Annotated in this window: 16 protein-coding genes and 1 riboswitch; of the genes, 9 read left to right on the top strand and 7 right to left on the bottom strand. The window is 69.1% G+C overall.

Annotated features, from left to right (window positions below):
• Positions 1–350: hypothetical protein (locus Q4F04_RS10245; RefSeq protein WP_303369731.1), on the bottom strand; the 350-nt coding region annotated here is incomplete at its 3' end.
• Positions 351–1,025: 675 nt separating this feature from the next.
• Between Q4F04_RS10245 and Q4F04_RS10250 the strand changes: the two genes are divergently transcribed.
• Positions 1,026–1,730 (top strand): hypothetical protein, encoded by a 705-nt coding sequence (locus Q4F04_RS10250; RefSeq protein WP_303369732.1) that lies wholly within the window; start codon positions 1,026–1,028, stop codon positions 1,728–1,730.
• A 43-nt stretch (positions 1,731–1,773) separates the two neighbouring features.
• Here Q4F04_RS10250 and Q4F04_RS10255 read toward each other — a convergent pair whose 3' ends face one another.
• A complete protein-coding gene (locus Q4F04_RS10255) occupies positions 1,774–2,277 on the bottom strand; it encodes a CAP domain-containing protein (RefSeq protein ID WP_303369733.1) in 504 nt (167 codons plus the stop codon).
• A 209-nt stretch (positions 2,278–2,486) separates the two neighbouring features.
• On the opposite strand from Q4F04_RS10255, the gene Q4F04_RS10260 reads away from it, so the two are divergent.
• The gene (locus tag Q4F04_RS10260; protein WP_303369734.1) at positions 2,487–4,367 is read left to right on the top strand and encodes an acyl-CoA synthetase; all 1,881 of its coding nucleotides are present in this window, start codon (positions 2,487–2,489) and stop codon (positions 4,365–4,367) included.
• On the opposite strand, the gene Q4F04_RS10265 is transcribed toward Q4F04_RS10260, so the two are convergent.
• Both Q4F04_RS10265 and chrA read right to left on the bottom strand, forming a co-directional pair.
• Positions 4,342–5,268 carry an XdhC family protein gene (locus Q4F04_RS10265; protein WP_303369735.1) on the bottom strand — a complete coding sequence of 309 codons (927 nt, stop codon included), beginning with the start codon at positions 5,266–5,268 and terminating at the stop codon, positions 4,342–4,344. The two genes, Q4F04_RS10260 and Q4F04_RS10265, sit on opposite strands and share 26 nt — an antisense overlap.
• Before the next feature lie 62 nt (positions 5,269–5,330).
• Entirely contained in the window at positions 5,331–6,530 is a 1,200-nt protein-coding gene (chrA, locus tag Q4F04_RS10270) for a chromate efflux transporter (RefSeq protein WP_303369746.1), read from the bottom strand.
• A gap of 83 nt (positions 6,531–6,613) precedes the next feature.
• On the opposite strand from chrA, the gene Q4F04_RS10275 reads away from it, so the two are divergent.
• The 5 genes from Q4F04_RS10275 (at position 6,614) to Q4F04_RS10295 (ending at position 11,961) form a co-directional block, all read left to right on the top strand.
• Positions 6,614–7,180, top strand: coding sequence for a nucleotidyltransferase family protein (locus Q4F04_RS10275; RefSeq protein WP_303369736.1), 567 nt, complete (start codon positions 6,614–6,616; stop codon positions 7,178–7,180).
• A gap of 18 nt (positions 7,181–7,198) precedes the next feature.
• Positions 7,199–7,396: riboswitch (cobalamin riboswitch) on the top strand.
• Between the two features lie 122 nt (positions 7,397–7,518).
• The gene (locus Q4F04_RS10280; RefSeq protein ID WP_303369737.1) at positions 7,519–9,390 is read left to right on the top strand and encodes a TonB-dependent siderophore receptor; all 1,872 of its coding nucleotides are present in this window, start codon (positions 7,519–7,521) and stop codon (positions 9,388–9,390) included.
• Positions 9,363–10,202: an ABC transporter substrate-binding protein gene (locus Q4F04_RS10285; protein ID WP_303369738.1), complete on the top strand. Its 840-nt coding sequence runs from the start codon at positions 9,363–9,365 to the stop codon at positions 10,200–10,202. The genes Q4F04_RS10280 and Q4F04_RS10285 overlap by 28 nt, the downstream gene beginning before the upstream one ends.
• The gene (locus Q4F04_RS10290) at positions 10,199–11,194 is read left to right on the top strand and encodes an iron ABC transporter permease (RefSeq protein WP_303369739.1); all 996 of its coding nucleotides are present in this window, start codon (positions 10,199–10,201) and stop codon (positions 11,192–11,194) included. Before Q4F04_RS10285 ends, Q4F04_RS10290 begins: the two co-directional genes overlap by 4 nt.
• Complete coding sequence (locus Q4F04_RS10295) at positions 11,191–11,961, top strand: ABC transporter ATP-binding protein (RefSeq protein WP_303369740.1); 771 nt, start codon at positions 11,191–11,193, stop codon at positions 11,959–11,961. Before Q4F04_RS10290 ends, Q4F04_RS10295 begins: the two co-directional genes overlap by 4 nt.
• On the opposite strand, the gene Q4F04_RS10300 is transcribed toward Q4F04_RS10295, so the two are convergent.
• Positions 11,909–12,538, bottom strand: coding sequence for a DsbA family protein (locus Q4F04_RS10300; protein ID WP_303369741.1), 630 nt, complete (start codon positions 12,536–12,538; stop codon positions 11,909–11,911). The genes Q4F04_RS10295 and Q4F04_RS10300 overlap by 53 nt on opposite strands.
• A 95-nt stretch (positions 12,539–12,633) precedes the next feature.
• On the opposite strand from Q4F04_RS10300, the gene Q4F04_RS10305 reads away from it, so the two are divergent.
• Together Q4F04_RS10305 and Q4F04_RS10310 are read left to right on the top strand one after the other, a co-directional pair.
• A complete protein-coding gene (locus tag Q4F04_RS10305; protein ID WP_303369742.1) occupies positions 12,634–12,945 on the top strand; it encodes an HNH endonuclease in 312 nt (103 codons plus the stop codon).
• Positions 12,946–13,216: 271 nt separating this feature from the next.
• A complete protein-coding gene (locus Q4F04_RS10310; protein WP_303369743.1) occupies positions 13,217–13,408 on the top strand; it encodes a hypothetical protein in 192 nt (63 codons plus the stop codon).
• 63 nt (positions 13,409–13,471) lie between these two features.
• On the opposite strand, the gene Q4F04_RS10315 is transcribed toward Q4F04_RS10310, so the two are convergent.
• Together Q4F04_RS10315 and ettA are read right to left on the bottom strand one after the other, a co-directional pair.
• Positions 13,472–14,698 (bottom strand): DUF2254 domain-containing protein, encoded by a 1,227-nt coding sequence (locus Q4F04_RS10315; protein WP_303369744.1) that lies wholly within the window; start codon positions 14,696–14,698, stop codon positions 13,472–13,474.
• Positions 14,699–14,708: 10 nt separating this feature from the next.
• A partial coding sequence (ettA, locus tag Q4F04_RS10320) for an energy-dependent translational throttle protein EttA (protein ID WP_303369745.1) occupies positions 14,709–15,853 on the bottom strand: 1,145 nt, incomplete at its 5' end.

A 15,853-nucleotide genomic window follows, 5' to 3' on the forward strand; every position in this document is an offset into this window, starting at 1 on the left:
TGGGCGGCATAGGTGCGGGCCAGCTTGTTCAGGGCGCGTTCGGCGGCGTCCTGTTGCGGGATGGTTTCCACATGGTTCGGGCGGCGGGCCGGCATCATCGTGGCCTGATGGGTTGCCGCCATATGCGCCAGCAACAGGGTCTCGACTGTGCTCCTCGGCTCCATGCTGTCCACAAAGCCCAGCGCAAAGTTGGACGCGGCTTCATCGCTGCGCCTGCCGTGCGACCCCGGAACGGCAATCTGGTTCAGCAGCCCACCTGCCAGTGCCTCATTGCGCGCAGCGATACCGGCGCTTTGTCCTGGGCCGCAGTCGGCAGCTTGTCGGTCATGGTGCCTTCGTTTCGCCGTCATGGTTCGGCATCACGGCGCGCAGAAGGTCAGACGCCAGCCGCAAGGCAACGCTGGGCACAAGCGGCATGGTCGCCAGTTCGCGGCCGTCCCGCCACAGGTGCAGCACCGGGCCGGGAGGGACGGTCGCCATCCGAACAGGACACCCGCTCATTGGCGGGGCCTCCCGTGCAGGCAGGCCAGCGCCGTCTCGCGGTCCCCGCATTGCCAGCACCTGCCGCAGAACAGCCGTCCTCGCGGGCCGTTGCGCTCCATGTCGAACATGGCACCGGTTCGTCCAGATGGATGGACCAGCGCTTTCGCATCTCTGCGCAGCCGGGATGCGGCGTCTTCCGCGCGGGAACTCTCAGGCGGCCGGAAACCAGCGGGGCCGCCCGCAGGCGGGCATCCTTATCCGGCCGGGATGAACAGGGAACGGGTCGCTATGCGCTGTTCCGACAGGGCTTTGTGGCCGTGGAAAACAGCGCGACCGGGATGCCTGCGCAGTTCTCGCCACAGGAACCCTCATGCTTTCCCGTATGGGCGCAAGCTGTTCAGCCCGCCGGACCCTGTGCGAACCCGTTGACGGTCCCGAGCAGACATCCCTGAGCTTCGGACAAACCACTTTTCAGGCAGATTCTTGGCGGGCAAGGACTGCCCCTGGGAATCCTCGCAGATTACCGGAGAATAAATATGTCCATGGCACAGCGCATCACGGATCTCGGTCCCTGGTTCCAGACGCTGGATTTCGGAAACGGCCTCCTCTCGTCGGGACGATGGCATCCCCGGCAGCAGGGCGCAGAGATCGCCGGCTGGATACCCGGCGCCATCGCAGGCAAGTCGCTGCCGGATGTGGGGTCGAACGCCGGTGGAATCGGCATCGGACTGGCCGAGCTTGGCGCATCCAGCGTCACCCTGCTGGAGAAAGGCGAACGCTACCACCGGCAGGCCGAACTGTATCTGGAGTCCCGCCGCGTCCTGCCGGTTCAGGCGGTCAATGGCAGCGCATTCGACGTGCACAGGATGGACCGCAGGGACGTGACCCTGTGGCTGGGGCTGGTCTATCACTTCCGGCACCCGCAACTGTTTCTTGATTATGCCGCAGGCTGCGGAGGCGCGCTTCATGTCGTCTCGACCCAGGCCATCGATCTTCCAGACCTCACCATGACCAACCGGAAGCGGAAATACGCGGAAAACCCCAGTCCCCTTCTGGGATGGGAACCGACGCGGGAGCTTTTCCTGAAGATGCTGGCGCTGGCGGGGTATGACATCATCTCGTGCCATCAGCGTTCGGGCATCGCGTGGACCAACAATCTTTACGTGGTCTGCAAGCCGCCGGCCCGGCCAGTCTGTGATCTGGAAGCCGCGTCGCGCATCCTGGGCGGGCCGGGCATCTGGTCGTGACCGCCCTTGGCATGACGCGTCTTCACAAGCCGCTTGGCCGCCGTCAGCTCGGCGCGGCGTAGACGGCGGTCCAGAACACCGTCCGCCCGTCCGAGCCCACCGCGCGGCCGATGCCGAAATCACGCACCTGCGGCAGCATGATGTTGCCCAGATGCCCCGGCGAGGCGTTCCAGCTTGCAAGAACCGTGGCAAGGTCGAAGGGACCGGCGGCGATGTTCTCGGCCGTGATCTGTGGACGGTAGCCCGCGCCCTTCACCCGCTGGGACGGGCCCGTTGAGCGGCTGCCGCCATGCGCCATCACCCCGCGCCGGGCCATGTCGCAGGCATGTTGCGCAGCGGCGCGGGCGAGTTTCTCGTTCGGGCGCAGGGCCGGAAGCCGGCCGGCGGCCCGCTGCCGGCTGGTGGCCTTGGCCGCCGCGGCATTCTCGTTGGGGCTGGTGGCAGCGCATTGCGCGGGGCCGGGGGCCGAGGCCCGGATCTGGACGGGATCGGCCCATGCAACCGCAGGAAGCAGAGCAGCCGCCAGTGTCAGGATCATTTTCTTCATGTCTGCCTTCCGGTTGACTGGAATACGTGCGGGTGAGATTCACAGCCACGAAGACATGCCGACATTGATTCTTCAACTTGGGATTGTGCAGCCTTTGAACAAAGGCCCGATGACGCCGCGTTCACGCGCCTTCCCGCCGCTGAAAACTTGCCGCCTCGGCAGGTTTCGGCCCATGGTCGGTGTGCGAAACTGCGGAAGGGGGAGAGCCGATGTCGCGCTTTGTCAGCATTGCCGACCGGGACCGGATCGAGACCGAGATGCCCTATGCGGACCGGCCGCTGCCGAAGACGATCTACGGCTTCCTGTCAGGGACGCGCGAACGCCACCCGTTGCGCCCGGCGCTGGCCTTCCAGCTTTTCTCGGACCCGCGCAGCCGGGCCTGCACCCTGAACTGGACCGAGTTCCACGAGCGGGTGACCGAGACGGCGAACTTGTTCCGTAGCCTGGGCATCGGCCCCGGCGATACCGTCGCCTACCTGCTGCCGAACTGCCTGGAAACGCCGGTGGTGCTGGTGGCGGGCGCGACGGCGGGGATCGTCAGCCCGATCAATCCGCTGCTGGAACCCGAGCAGATCGCCAGCATCCTGCGCGAAACAAACGCCAAGGTGCTGGTCACGCTGAAGTCGATGCCCCGGTCGGACGTGGCCCAGAAGGCGGCGGCGGCGCTGGAACTGGCGCCGAATGTCGAAACCGTGCTGCAGGTCGATCTGGCAGGCAATCTTTCCGGGCTCAAGCGGTTCCTCGTCCGCTTCCTGCGCCCGCGCGTGGTCGTCCGGCACAAGGCGCGGGTTCTGGATTTCGAGGGTTGCGCCTCGGCCCAGCCGCATGACCGGCTGATGTTCGAGGATGTGCAGGCCGACCGGATCGCCGCCTATTTCCACACCGGCGGCACCACCGGGATGCCCAAGATCGCCCAGCACAAGTATTCGGGAATGATTTACAACGGCTTCCTGGGCGGCTCGTTGCTGTTTGACGAAAACGACGTGCTGATGTGCCCGCTGCCGCTGTTCCATGTCTTCGCGGCCTATCCGATCCTGATGTCCTGCATCCATTCGGGCGCGTCCATGGTGATGCCGACGCCCGCCGGTTACCGCGGCGAGGGCGTGATGGACAATTTCTGGAAGCTGGTCGAACGCTGGCAGGCGACTTTCCTCATCACCGTGCCGACCGCGATCGCCGCCCTGATGCAGCGTCCCGTCAACGCCGACGTGTCCAGCCTGCGGACCGCAATTTCCGGCTCGGCCGCGCTGCCGGTCGAGCTTTACAACCGCTTCAAGCAGGCCACGGGGGTCGAGATCGCCGAAGGCTACGGGCTGACCGAGGCCACCTGCCTTGTCAGCTGCAACCCGGTGGACGGGCTGAAGAAGGTGGGATCGGTCGGCATCCCCCTGCCTTACACCCATGTGCGCATCCTGCGCGCGACCCAAGGGGGGTATGAGGATTGCGGCACCGACGAGGTGGGCGAGATCTGCGTGGCCAACCCCGGCGTCATCGAAGGCTCGACCTATACCGAGACGGACAAGAACCGCGACCTTTTCGCGGAAGGCCGCTTCCTGCGGACGGGCGACTTGGGCCGGATCGACGCGGACGGCTACCTGTGGATCACGGGCCGGGCCAAGGACCTGATCATCCGGGGCGGCCACAACATCGACCCGGCGGTGATCGAGGAAGGGATGCTGTCCCATCCCGACGTGGTCGGCGCGGCCGCCATCGGCCAGCCCGACGGCTTCGCGGGCGAACTGCCCTGCGTCTATGTCCAGCTTCGCGATGGCGCGACTGTCGGCGTCGATGCCCTGAGCGGGCATGCCAAGACGCATATCCACGAACGGGCCGCCATTCCCAAGCATGTCGAGATCCTGCCCGAGCTTCCGACCACGGCGGTGGGCAAGGTCTTCAAGCCCGCGCTGCGCAAGCTTGCCATCACCCGCGTGCTGTCGGCGGCACTGGAAGGGACCGGCGCCTCGGTCGCCGAGGTGGTCGAGGACCGCAGGAGGGGCCTGACCGCCCGCATCGCGAAGGGTCCGAAGACGGACGAGGCCGCTGTAAAACGCAAGCTGGGAGAGTTCACCGTGCCGTGGGACTGGGCATGAGCGCCTGAGCGGTGCGGGCAGCGTCCTCGGCCACGATCTCGGCCAGCACCGACAGCGCCAGCACCTTGGGATCGCGGGCCGAGCGGATGACGCCGATGGGTCCGCGCAGGCGGGCCATTTCCTTTTCCGAAACGCCGAGTTCCGCCAGCGCGGCGCGGCGGGCATTGTGGGCGCGCAGGCTGCCCTGGGCGCCGATGTAGAAGGCGGGGCCGGACAGTGCCTCGGCGATGATGGGCGGCTCGATCTCGTGGTCGTGGAAGAACAGGACCACGGCTGTCCATTCATCGGTGGCCAAGGGCGAAAGCGCGCGGGCCTCGACCCCGCGGGCCTGCGCGGCGGCGCGGGTGGATTCGTCGGGCGACAGCAGCCGCACCGGGTAGCCCGCGGCATGGGCGAGCGCGGCGAAGCCCGCGGCCTCGACCCCGCTGCCTGCGGCCTCGATCCGCAGGGGCGGGCGCAGCGGCAGGGTGATGCAATGGGGCGCCGGGGCGTCGGTCAAGGTGACGGTGGCGCGTTCCGGGTCGATCAGCAGCCACGAGGGCTGCCGCGCCGTGCGCAGGGCAACCGCCTGCCGCACCGCCGAGACATCGGCCAGCGGCACAAGCGCGATGTCGATGCCGCCGCCGCAGGGCAGGCGCAGATCGACGAAGGGCGAGCCCTCGCCATAGCGCAACCGGCGCGAGTGGCCATCGGTTGCGGCCCTTTCGGCGTGAATGGCAAGGTCGCCCTCGATGCAGCCCGAGGTGATCTGGCCGACGCGGGTCCCGTCCGGCAGGAAGGCCATGACGGTGCCGGGGCGGCGGTAATGCGGCCCCTCGACGCCGGTGAGGATGGCCAGCACCGCGCCGGGCACCAGCGCCTCAAGCGGATCGGCAAGCAGAAGGTCGGGCAGATCGGACATGGCGGCCCCTTGTCGGCGCAGGCGGCAGTCAGACCATGCCCCGCGCCGGAAGGCCAGCACCTTCAGGCCACCAGAAGCGTGCCGCCGATTGCGCCCGCAATGACGACGACCCAAGGCGGCGCCTTCCAGGCCACCAGCGCGACGAAGCAGGCCAGTGCCAGTGCGAAATCGGCGCGGTTGCCGATCGCGCTGGTGAAGACCGGGTCATAAAGGGCTGCGCCGAGGATGCCGACCACCGCCGCATTCGCCCCCTGCATCGCCGATTGCGCCCGGCGCCGCTGGCGCAGCCGGTCCCAGAAGGGCAGCGCCGCGATCAGCAGCAGGAAGCCCGGCAGGAACAGCGCCAGAAGCGCGATGATCGCGCCGGGGATGCCGTTCGGCTCCGGCTCCATGACCGCGCCCAGCCATGCGGCAAAGGTGAACAGCGGCCCCGGCACCGCCTGCGCGGCGCCGTAGCCCGCAAGGAAGGCATCCTCGCTGACCCAGCCGGGCGCGACCGTTTCCGCTTGAAGCAGCGGCAGCACCACATGGCCGCCGCCGAAAACCAGCGATCCGGCGCGATAGAAGCTGTCGATCAGCGCGAAGCCCTGCCCCATGCCGGCAAGCAGCGGCAGTCCTGCCAGAAGCAGAACAAAGACCGAGGCCGCCGCCACTCCGGCCCGGCGCGACACCGGAACGGTCGGCATCACGCCCTCGGCCGCGCGTCCACGACCGAGCGCAAGTCCGGCCAGCGCCCCCAGCAGGATCGCCGCGACCATCCCGACAAACCCCGGCGCGACGGCCATCAGCACAACCGCCGCCACGGCGATGGCGGCGCGTTCCCGGTCCGGGCAGAGACTGCGCGCCATCCCCCAGACCGCCTGGGCCACCACCGCCACGGCCACGATCTTCAGCCCGTGCAGCAGGCCCGCCATCAGCGACCCCTCGACCCGCCCGGAGGTCAGCGCCAGTGTCACCAGCAGGATCGCCGAGGGCAGCGTGAAGGCCAGAAACGCGGCGATGGCCCCGCCCCAGCCGGCGCGCATCAGGCCCAGCGTGAAGCCGACCTGACTGGACGCGGGGCCGGGCAGGAACTGGCACAGCGCCACGACATCGGCATAGGCTGCCTCGGACAGCCACTTGCGGCGGACCACCAGCTCGTCTCGGAAATAGCCCAGATGCGCGATGGGGCCGCCGAACGAGGTCAGCCCGAGCTTGAGAAAGGCCGAAAAGACCTCGGCCACGCTGCCTGGCATACGCGGCGGCACATCCTGCGAAAGCATGGTCATACCGGTCTTCCCGTGCGGTTCGGCTCGTGCCGGGCTTGGCATATGCTATCCTTTTGCACAACGCAGGGGGCGGATCGATGACGGCACCGGAGATTGCGGGCATCCTGCTGGCGGCAGGTCATGGCCGGCGCTTCGGCGCGGGCAACAAGCTGCTGGCCGACTGGCGCGGCGCCCCGGTCGTCGTCCATGCGGCTGATGCGCTGCGGCAGGCGGGGGCGGCGCAGTTGATCGCCGTCCTGCGCGACCGGCGCGTGGCGGCGCTGCTGCCGGGGTTCCGGGTGGTCATGGCCGACAGCGCCGAAACGATGTCGGACAGCCTGCGGCTCGGCCTTGCCGCCGCGCAGGGCGACAGGGCGCTGATCGCCTTGGGCGACATGCCCGCGGTGCCGCCCGCCCATCTTGCGGCGCTGATCCGCGCCTGCACGCCCTACCGCGCGGCGGCCAGCGCCTATCCCGCGCCCGAGGGACCACGGGCCGGAGTTCCCGCCTGCCTGCCCCGTTCCCTGTTCGCCGCGGCCGCCCGGATCAAGGGCGACCAAGGCGCGCGCCACCTGCTGACGGGGGCCAGGCTGATCCCCCTGCCGCCCGGCGCCGGCCATGACATCGACCGCCCGAAGGACCTGGTGCGGCCCCAAGGCCATTGACGCCCGACCCGCGCCGGGCGTAAGTGCCGCCGTCCGAGTTCCGGCCCCGCCGGATTCAAAGGGAACACGGGACGGCCTTCGGGCCATGGCCGTGGCTGCCCCCGCAACTGTGCGCGGAGAGCGGCGCCGAACTGCCACTGGGGGTATTCCCCCGGGAAGGCCGGCGCCCGCGTTGACCCGCAAGCCAGGAGACCTGCTCGGCGCTCACCCTTTCGATGGTGCGGGGTGCGCCAGCGAAGCGGCCTGACCGCAGCGGTGATTGCCACTGTCTGCGGGGCCTCATCCCCCGGATCAAAAGCCAATCCTGCGGGCCGCGCCCGCGTCATGGGGGACCGACCATGTCCGACACCATCCGCACCCTCTGCCTGACCGCCGCGCCTTTCGCGCTGGCGGCCAGCCTTTCCCTGCCCGCCGCCGCGCAGGATGCCCGAACGCTCGACCCGGTGATCCTGTCGGGCGGCTTCTCGCCGGTCGAGGCCGGCGCCTATGGCCGCGCCGCCACCGTGCTTGAGGCCGAGGACCTGCGCCGCCGCGGCGTCTCGACCGTGCAGGACGCCCTGCGGGGCCTGCCCGGCGTCTCGGTCAACAGCACCGGCGCGTCGCTGACCTCGGTCCGCATCCGGGGTGGCGAGGGGCGGCACACGCTGGTGCTGATCGACGGCGTCAGCGCCGGGGCGGGCGGCCAGCCTTATCAACTCAGCGGCCTCGACATCGAGGATGTCGAGCGCATCGAGGTTCTGCGCGGGCCGCAGTCGGTTTATCATGGTTCCAGCGCCGCCTCGGGCGTCGTCAACATCATCACCCGCAGGGCCGACAGGACCGGCGGACATGCGCGGGCCGAGCTTGGCAACGGCAGGGCGGCGGCGCTGGGGCAAAGCATCGTCAACGACCGCTGGCGGCTGCAGGGCGACTGGTCCTGGCGCGACGACCGGGGCGATGACGTCTCGGGCGGCGACGGCGACCGTGACGGCATCCGCCGCGGCGCGCTGAGCCTGTCGGGCGAATGGCAGGCGACCGGGGCGCTGACCCTCGGCTTTTCGGCCCGCCGCGCCGACGAGCGTTACGAATACGACGACACCGACTGGATGGCCGCGGGACTGGACGACTATATCGTGGACAGCGACGCCCGTGCCGAACGCGACGAGCGCATCGGCCATGTCTGGGGCAGTCTCGACACGCTGGAAGGCCGCCTGAACCATCGCCTGTCGTGGGAGGACACGCGCCTGCGGCTGGACCAGAGCGACGGAACCGAGACGCGGGCGCGCAGGCGGGCGCTGAAATACCGCGCGACGCTGGGTCTGGACGGCCCTGTGGAGCAGGCGGACCAGACGCTGGCCTTTGCGCTGGACCGGATCAGCGACAATGCCACGGGCGAGGTCGGGAACCGGATCGACACGACCTCGGGGGCGCTGGAATACCGCGGCGCCTTTGCGAACGGCGTCGATCTGCAGCTTGGCCTGCGGCATGACGACAGTTCGGATTTCGAATCCGAGACGACCTGGAACGCCGGCCTGTCCTGGCGGATCGAGGGCACGCCCTGGCGGCTGCATGCCTCGGCCGGGACGGGGCTGCTGCATCCGCAGTATTACCAGATCCTCGGCGGCTTCGGCAGCATCGGCAACCCGAACCTTCGCCCCGAGGAGAACCGCAGCATCGACTTGGGCGCCGAATACAGCCTGCCGGACGGGCGCGGCGTGATCGACGTGACCTGGTTCCGCGAGAAGCTGCAGGACGAGATCACCTACAGCTTCCTGCCGCTGCCGGACGGCACGAACTATGCTAACCAATCGGGCGAAAGCCGGCGCGAGGGGATCGAACTCGCGATCCGCCAGAACGTGACGGACGCGCTGACGCTGGGCTCGGCCTATACCTATCTTGACGCGACGAACCCCGATGGCTTGGTCGAGACCCGGCGGCCCCGGCATGAGCTGGCGCTGAACGCGAGCCTGCGGACCTTCGGCGGGCGCGGCTGGGTGGCGGCAGACCTGCGCCATGTCCGCGACATGGCCGACGCCCTGCCCTTCGGCAGCTTCGAGACGCGGGACCTGCCGGATTTCACCACGGTCAACCTTGCCGCCAGCTATGACATGACCGAAACCGCCCGGCTTTCGGCCCGCGCCACCAATCTGTTCGACAAGGATTACCAGGAATCCTGGGGCTATGCCGCGCCTGGCCGCGCCGCATGGCTGGGGATCGAGACGCGGTGGTGAGGCGCCCGGCCCTTGCGGCGGCGCTGGCCGTGCTGCTGGCGCTGCCCGCAGGGGCGGACGCACCCGCCCGCGTCGTCTCGATGAACCTCTGCACCGACCAGTTGGCGATGGCGCTCGCCGCGCCGGGGCAGGTGATCTCGGTGTCGCACGTCGCCCGCGACCCGCGCGCCTCGGCGATGGCCGACGAGGCGATGCGCTATCCCGTGAACCGGGGCCGGGCCGAAGAGATCTACCTGCTCAAGCCCGATCTCGTGCTGGCGGGGAACTTCGGCGGACCGGCGGTGGCCATGCTGCACCGGCTGGGCGTGCCGGTGGTCGAGATCGCGCCGCCGACCTCGCTGGCCGAGGCGCGGGATGCGATTGCCCAGGTCGGGGCCGCGCTGGGCCGCGACGCGGCGGCAGCGGCGATGATCGCGGATTTCGACCGGGACCTGGCCGGGCTTTCCCGCCCTGCCGGACCCGACGCCCCCAGGGCGGCGACCTGGGGGCCGAACGGCTATTCCGTGGGCGGCGGCACGCTGGCGGGCGACATCATGCGCAAGGCGGGCTTTGCGCTGGTGGCGGACCGGCTGGGCATGGAAAGCTCGGGCTACATCCCGCTCGAGGTTCTGGTCATGGCCGACCCCGATCTGATCGTGACCGGCACCCCCTATCCCGGCGCCTCGCGGGCCGAGGAGGTGCTGGACCATCCCGCCTTGGAAAAACTGGGCGGCCATGTCCTGCAGGTTCCCGACGCGCTGTGGACCTGCGCCCTGCCCCGCTCGCTGGAGGCCCTCGCGATGCTGTCGGCCGAAGCCGAGGCGCTGCGATGAGGCGCGACGCGCGCCTTCTGGTCGGCCTGGCGGCGCTGGTCGGGGGGCTGGCGCTTCTGTCGCTGCTGACCGGCCCGGCGGGCGCCGGCCCGCGCGCCAGTCTTGCGGCGCTCTGGACCGGCGAGGGCCCGCTGGGCATCGTCTTGCGGGAAATACGCGCGCCCCGCACCCTGCTGGGGATCATGGTCGGCGTCAGCCTCGGCCTGTCCGGCGCGGCGCTGCAGGGCTATCTGCGGAACCCGCTGGCAGAGCCGGGACTGATCGGCATCTCTGCCTCGGCAGCGCTGGGGGCGGTGATCGCCATCCAGGCCGGTGCCTCGGTGCTGGGCCTCGGCGTCCCCCTTGCGGCGCTTGCCGGGGCGCTGGGGGGCGTTGCGCTGATCCTTGGGCTTGCAGGCCGCAGCGGCGGGATCGCGGGCGGGGGCCTCGGGTTGATCCTCGGCGGCATCGCGGTTTCGGCGCTGGCGGGGGCGCTGACGGCCTTGGTGCTGAACCTTTCGCCCAATCCCTTCGCCGCCTATGACATCATGTTCTGGACCATGGGCTCGCTTGCCGACCGAAGCTGGGCGCATGTGCTGACCGCCCTGCCGCTGATGGCGTTGGGCTGGGCCGCGCTGATCCGCACCGGGCGCGACTTGGATGCGCTGTCCTTGGGAGAAGAAGCCGCAGCCTCGATGGGCGTGAACCTGTCCCGCCTGCGGCTGACCGTGGTGCTGGGCGCGGCTGCCGCGGTGGGGGCGGCCACGGCCGTGGCGGGGGCCATCGGCTTCGTCGGGCTTGTGGTGCCGCATCTGCTGCGGGGCGCGGTGGGGGCGATGCCCTCGCGCCTGCTGCCCGCGTCCGCGCTGGGGGGCGCGGCGCTGGTGCTGGCTGCGGATGTCGCGGTGCGGCTGATCCTGCCCGAACGCGACCTCAAGCTGGGGGTGATGATGGCACTGGTCGGTGCGCCGGTTTTCCTGCATCTCATCTGGCGCACACAGGCCGGCCGATGAGCCTGACGTTGCAGGACCTGACGGTGCGGCGCGACGGATGTCCGACCGTCGATCACGTCACCCTGTCGATCCCGGCGGGCAGCTTCGTCGGGCTGATCGGCCCGAACGGCGCGGGCAAGACCACGCTGATGCAGGCCGCGCTGGGGCTGATCCCGGCCGAGGGGCAGTCGGACCTCGCCGCCCTGCCCCCCGCCCGCCGCGCCCGCCGCGCCGCCTGGCTGCCGCAGGCGCGCGAGATCGCCTGGCCGATCCCCGTCGAGGCGCTGGTCCGCCTCGGCCGCCGCGCCGATCCCGATCGCCGCGCCGACACGCAGGCGGTGGCCGGGGCGATGGCCGCACTGGACGTGACCCACCTTGCGCAGCGACGGGCCACGGAGCTGTCGGGCGGGGAACTTGCCCGCGCCCTGATCGCCCGCCTGCTGGCACAGCGCACGCCGCTGATCCTCGCGGACGAGCCGGTCGCCGGCTTGGACCCTGCGCACCAGTTTGCGGTGATGGAGCTTTTCGCCCGCCTCGCCCGGCAGGGCCGCACGGTGATCGCCTCGATCCACGACCTTGCGCTTGCCGCCCGCTATTGCCAGCGGCTGGTGCTGATGGACCGGGGCCGCGTCGTCGCGGACGGCACGCCCACCGAGGTCCTGTCGCCCGCGCGGCTGACGGCTGCCTTCGGCGTCTCGGGCGCCTTCGTGCCGACGCCCTCGGGGCCGGTCTTCGTCACCCTGCCGCCACCCCCAAGGTCCGCCGCGCCCGTGCCACCAGAGCCGTGAGATCCTGAAAGCTCTGGTCCCCGAACAGCGCCTCGTCGCCCGCGATCAGGGTGGGCGTGCCCAGCAGGCTCATGTGATCGGCCAGCATGAAGGACCGGGCGATGTGATCCTCGACCCGGTCGGAATACATGTCCTCGCGCAGCTTCGCCTCGTCCAGCCCCAGCCGGCGGACGACCCGCATCACGGATGGTTCGGCGGCGCGGTCCTTCATCGCCATCAGGCCGGCATGGACCTGCCAGTATTTCCCCTGGTCCAGAGCGGCCAGCGCCGCCCGCGCGGCGAAATCCGAGCCCTCGCCGAAGACCGGCCATTCGCGGAAGACCACCCGCAACTGCGGGTCCGCGCCGATCAGCCGCTGCATCGCCGGGACGATCTTCTTGCAGAAGGGGCAGTTGTAATCGAAGAACTCGGTCAGCGTGATGTTGCCGTTGGGGTTGCCCAGCACGATGCCGTTGCGGTCGCGTTCCAGCGCTTCGCGCAGCTCCTCGGGCATCGGGTTCGGCCGGTCGGCCTGACCGAAGGCGGGCGAGGCCCCTGCTGCGGCAAGAAGGGCGAGCGTGGCGCGGCGGCTGGGCATGGGCTTCCTTTCCGTGATCCCTCGGCACGCTAGAAGCGTTGGAGGGCAGAGGGAAATCACGAAGCCTCCAGCCTTGGGGGCTGCCCGGAGGACAGATGTCGCGCCGATCCGCCCCGCCGATCCGAGAACCCGAGGCGGTGCCCACCTGCCCCCTCTGCCTGCGCCCGATCCCGCCGGGCGTTCCCCAGAGCCGCCATCACCTGATCCCGAAGCTGCGCGGCGGCAAGGGCGGCGAGACGGTGCTGCTGCATCAGGTCTGCCATTCCACAATCCACCGGACGCTGAGCGAGACCGACCTCGCCCGCAACTACGCCACCGTCGAGGCCCTGCGCGGACACCCCGAGTTGCGGCGGTTCTTCGACTGGGTGGCGAAGCGGCCGCCGGGGTGGAAGGGGAAGGTGAGGTGAAGTGGTGCGTGACGAGCACCCACCCCACCGGTGCGGCGCGGCTTGTGCGGGCTCGTCACGCGCCAATTGGCCACCCCGGGATACCGGAAGGTCTTGCGTGTCATCCCAACACAATGGGGCCTGCGTGGCGCTTCTGCCACTGTCCCGGTCGTCGGCACCTCCGGTCCGTCATCACAGCCGCGTCATCCCTCCCGGCTGCGTGGTTCAGCATTTGGAGAATGCGCGATTCGGGTGCACCATCAACCCTCTGTCCTGCCGGAAAGGAACCGCCATGCCCCGCCTGACGATCCTCAGCCTCGCCTCGGCCTGCGTCCTCGCCGCCGCGCCGGTCCTGGCCCAATCCGCCGCAACTCCGACGCCCGCACCCCAGCCGGCGGTCACTTCCCCGGATCAGGGGGCGACGCCCGCGAAGCCCGCTGGCCGCACCGGCTGCGGGATGAAGGCACGACAGGTCATGTCCTGAGGCGAGTGCCAGCATCGACGACGGGTTCTCGTAGAAAAAGGGTCGGAATGACGCCCGCGCTGCCTAGCGCAGCATCCTGCGTTCCCAGTCGCGCTTGAGCACCTCGCCCGCGCGGTCGCGGGCCTCGCGGGCGATCCGGCGAGCAAGCGCCTTGTCCCCAAGACCCTGGGCCAGCGCATCGACACTGTCGAGCAGCGTCTGAATGACTTCCGGCTCGGCTGCGCCATGGCGAACGATGGGGCTGAAGAACTCGCGGTAAAGCTCCTGAACCTCCAATTCCGGGGCATGAATCCTGTCATGGGAGGCCGCAGCCTCCTCGTAGGCCGAGGTATGGTATTCGGCCAGGACACGGCTGCCTGCGCGGATCACGTCGATGGCAGTGCCGGGATCGTTGATCGCGGGAGACAGTGCCCGGCTGGCAACCTCGCTCAGCACGATCATGCCGTAGCGGATATCCTGGTCGAAGCTGCGGCGAAGGCCGATCGCGAAGGCGTTGTGCAGCTTGCCAGCTTCTGTGTCGTCAAGCCTGCGCGACACGCGCATCAGCGGCTCGTGCCGGTGGACATACTTGCCGGGCATCCTCAGGATCTCGACCCTGACATCCAGCGCCTCGGCGGCCTCCTGCAGGGCCGGCATGTCGATGAAGCGGACATGGCCGTCCTCTCCTGCCGGAACGGGGCAGGCATCCGGCGGCAGGCCCGAGGGCAGGGGAGAGGCGCCTAGCCGGGGGTGGTCGCGATACAGGCGCGCCGCTTGCAGCGCAGCCTTTTCGATCCGGGCGATGATGTCGGTCATGCGCCCGAACTGGTTCAGGTGATCGACCCAGCGCAGAAGGGTCCAGACGATCAGCAGGATGTTCAGCAAGGTCGCCGCGAACAGCAGCACCCGCCCCTGCGCGGCATAGAAGCCCGCCGACAGGCCGATGATGCCCACGATGCTGAACAGGAACGAGCCGATGAAGACCGAGACCGCGTTCTGCGCCACCGGGTCGATGGCCAGCAGGTCGGTCGCGCGCGGGGTGGCGCTGTTCGTCGCGCTGCCATAGGCCCCTATGATGATCGACATCGAGAATGTCGTCACCGCCAGCATCGACGAGGCGATGATGTTCAGAAGCGCGGTGACCGAGCCCGAGGCAAGCTCGATCTCCGGGATATAAGGCAGATATGGCCCGATCCATTCGGCCATCAGCGCAAGCGCGATGCCGCCAAGGCTGAACAGCGTGACCCTGAACCACATCCGGTGCGCGATCTCGCGCAGCCGCTGGGCCCAAGCGCTGTCCTGCCAGGCCATTCCCGCCGCCTTAGCGGGCGAACTTCTTGTACTTCACCCGCTTCGGCTCGATCGAATCCGGCCCCAGGCGCCGCACCTTGTCGGCCTCGTAGGCCTCGAAGTTCCCCTCGAACCATTCCACATGCGCGTCGCCTTCAAACGCGAGGATATGCGTGCAGAGGCGGTCGAGGAAGAAGCGGTCGTGCGAGATGATGACGGCGCAGCCGGCGAAGTCTTCCAGCGCCGCCTCCAGCGCCTGCAGGGTTTCGACGTCCAGGTCGTTGGTCGGCTCGTCCAGCAGCAGGACGTTGCCGCCGGATTTCAGCAGCTTCGCCATGTGGACGCGGTTGCGCTCTCCGCCCGAGAGCAGGCCCACCTTCTTCTGCTGGTCGCCGCCCTTGAAGTTGAAGGCGCTGGCATAGGCGCGCGAGTTCATCTGCGCGTCGCCCAGGTCGATCTGCTCGGCACCGCCCGAGATTTCCTCCCACACGGTCTTGTTGGGGTCCAAGGCGTCACGCGACTGGTCCACGTAGGACAGTTGCACCGTATCGCCGAAGAAGATCTCGCCCCCATCGGGCTTTTCCTGTCCCGTCAGCATCCGGAACAGGGTCGATTTCCCCGCGCCGTTCGGACCGATCACGCCGACGATACCGCCCGGCGGCAGGCTGAAATCCAGACCCTCGATCAGAAGCTTGTCGCCGAAGGCCTTGGTCAGTCCCGAAACCTCGATCACGCGGCTGCCAAGGCGCGGGCCGTTCGGGACGATGATCTGGGCGTTGGCGATCTTCTCGCGCTCGGATTTCGAGGCCATTTCGTTATAGGCGTTGATCCGCGCCTTCTGCTTGGCCTGCCGCGCTTTCGCCCCGGCGCGAATCCATTCCAGTTCGCGCTCCAGCGATTTCTGCTTGGCCTTGTCCTCGCGGGCTTCCTGCGCCAGCCGTTTGGCCTTCTGCTCCAGCCAGGCGGAATAATTGCCCTCGTAGGGGATGCCCCGGCCGCGGTCCAATTCCAGAATCCAGCTTGTGATGTCGTCCAGGAAATAGCGGTCGTGGGTGACGATCAGGATCGTGCCGGGATATTCGATCAGGTGCTTCTGCAGCCAGGCGATGGTTTCGGCGTCGAGGTGGTTGGTCGGCTCGTCCAGCAGCAGCATGTCAGGCGCTTCCAGCAGCAGCT

The organism is Paracoccus sp. (in: a-proteobacteria) (assembly GCF_030536915.1).
Lineage (GTDB): Bacteria > Pseudomonadota > Alphaproteobacteria > Rhodobacterales > Rhodobacteraceae > Paracoccus.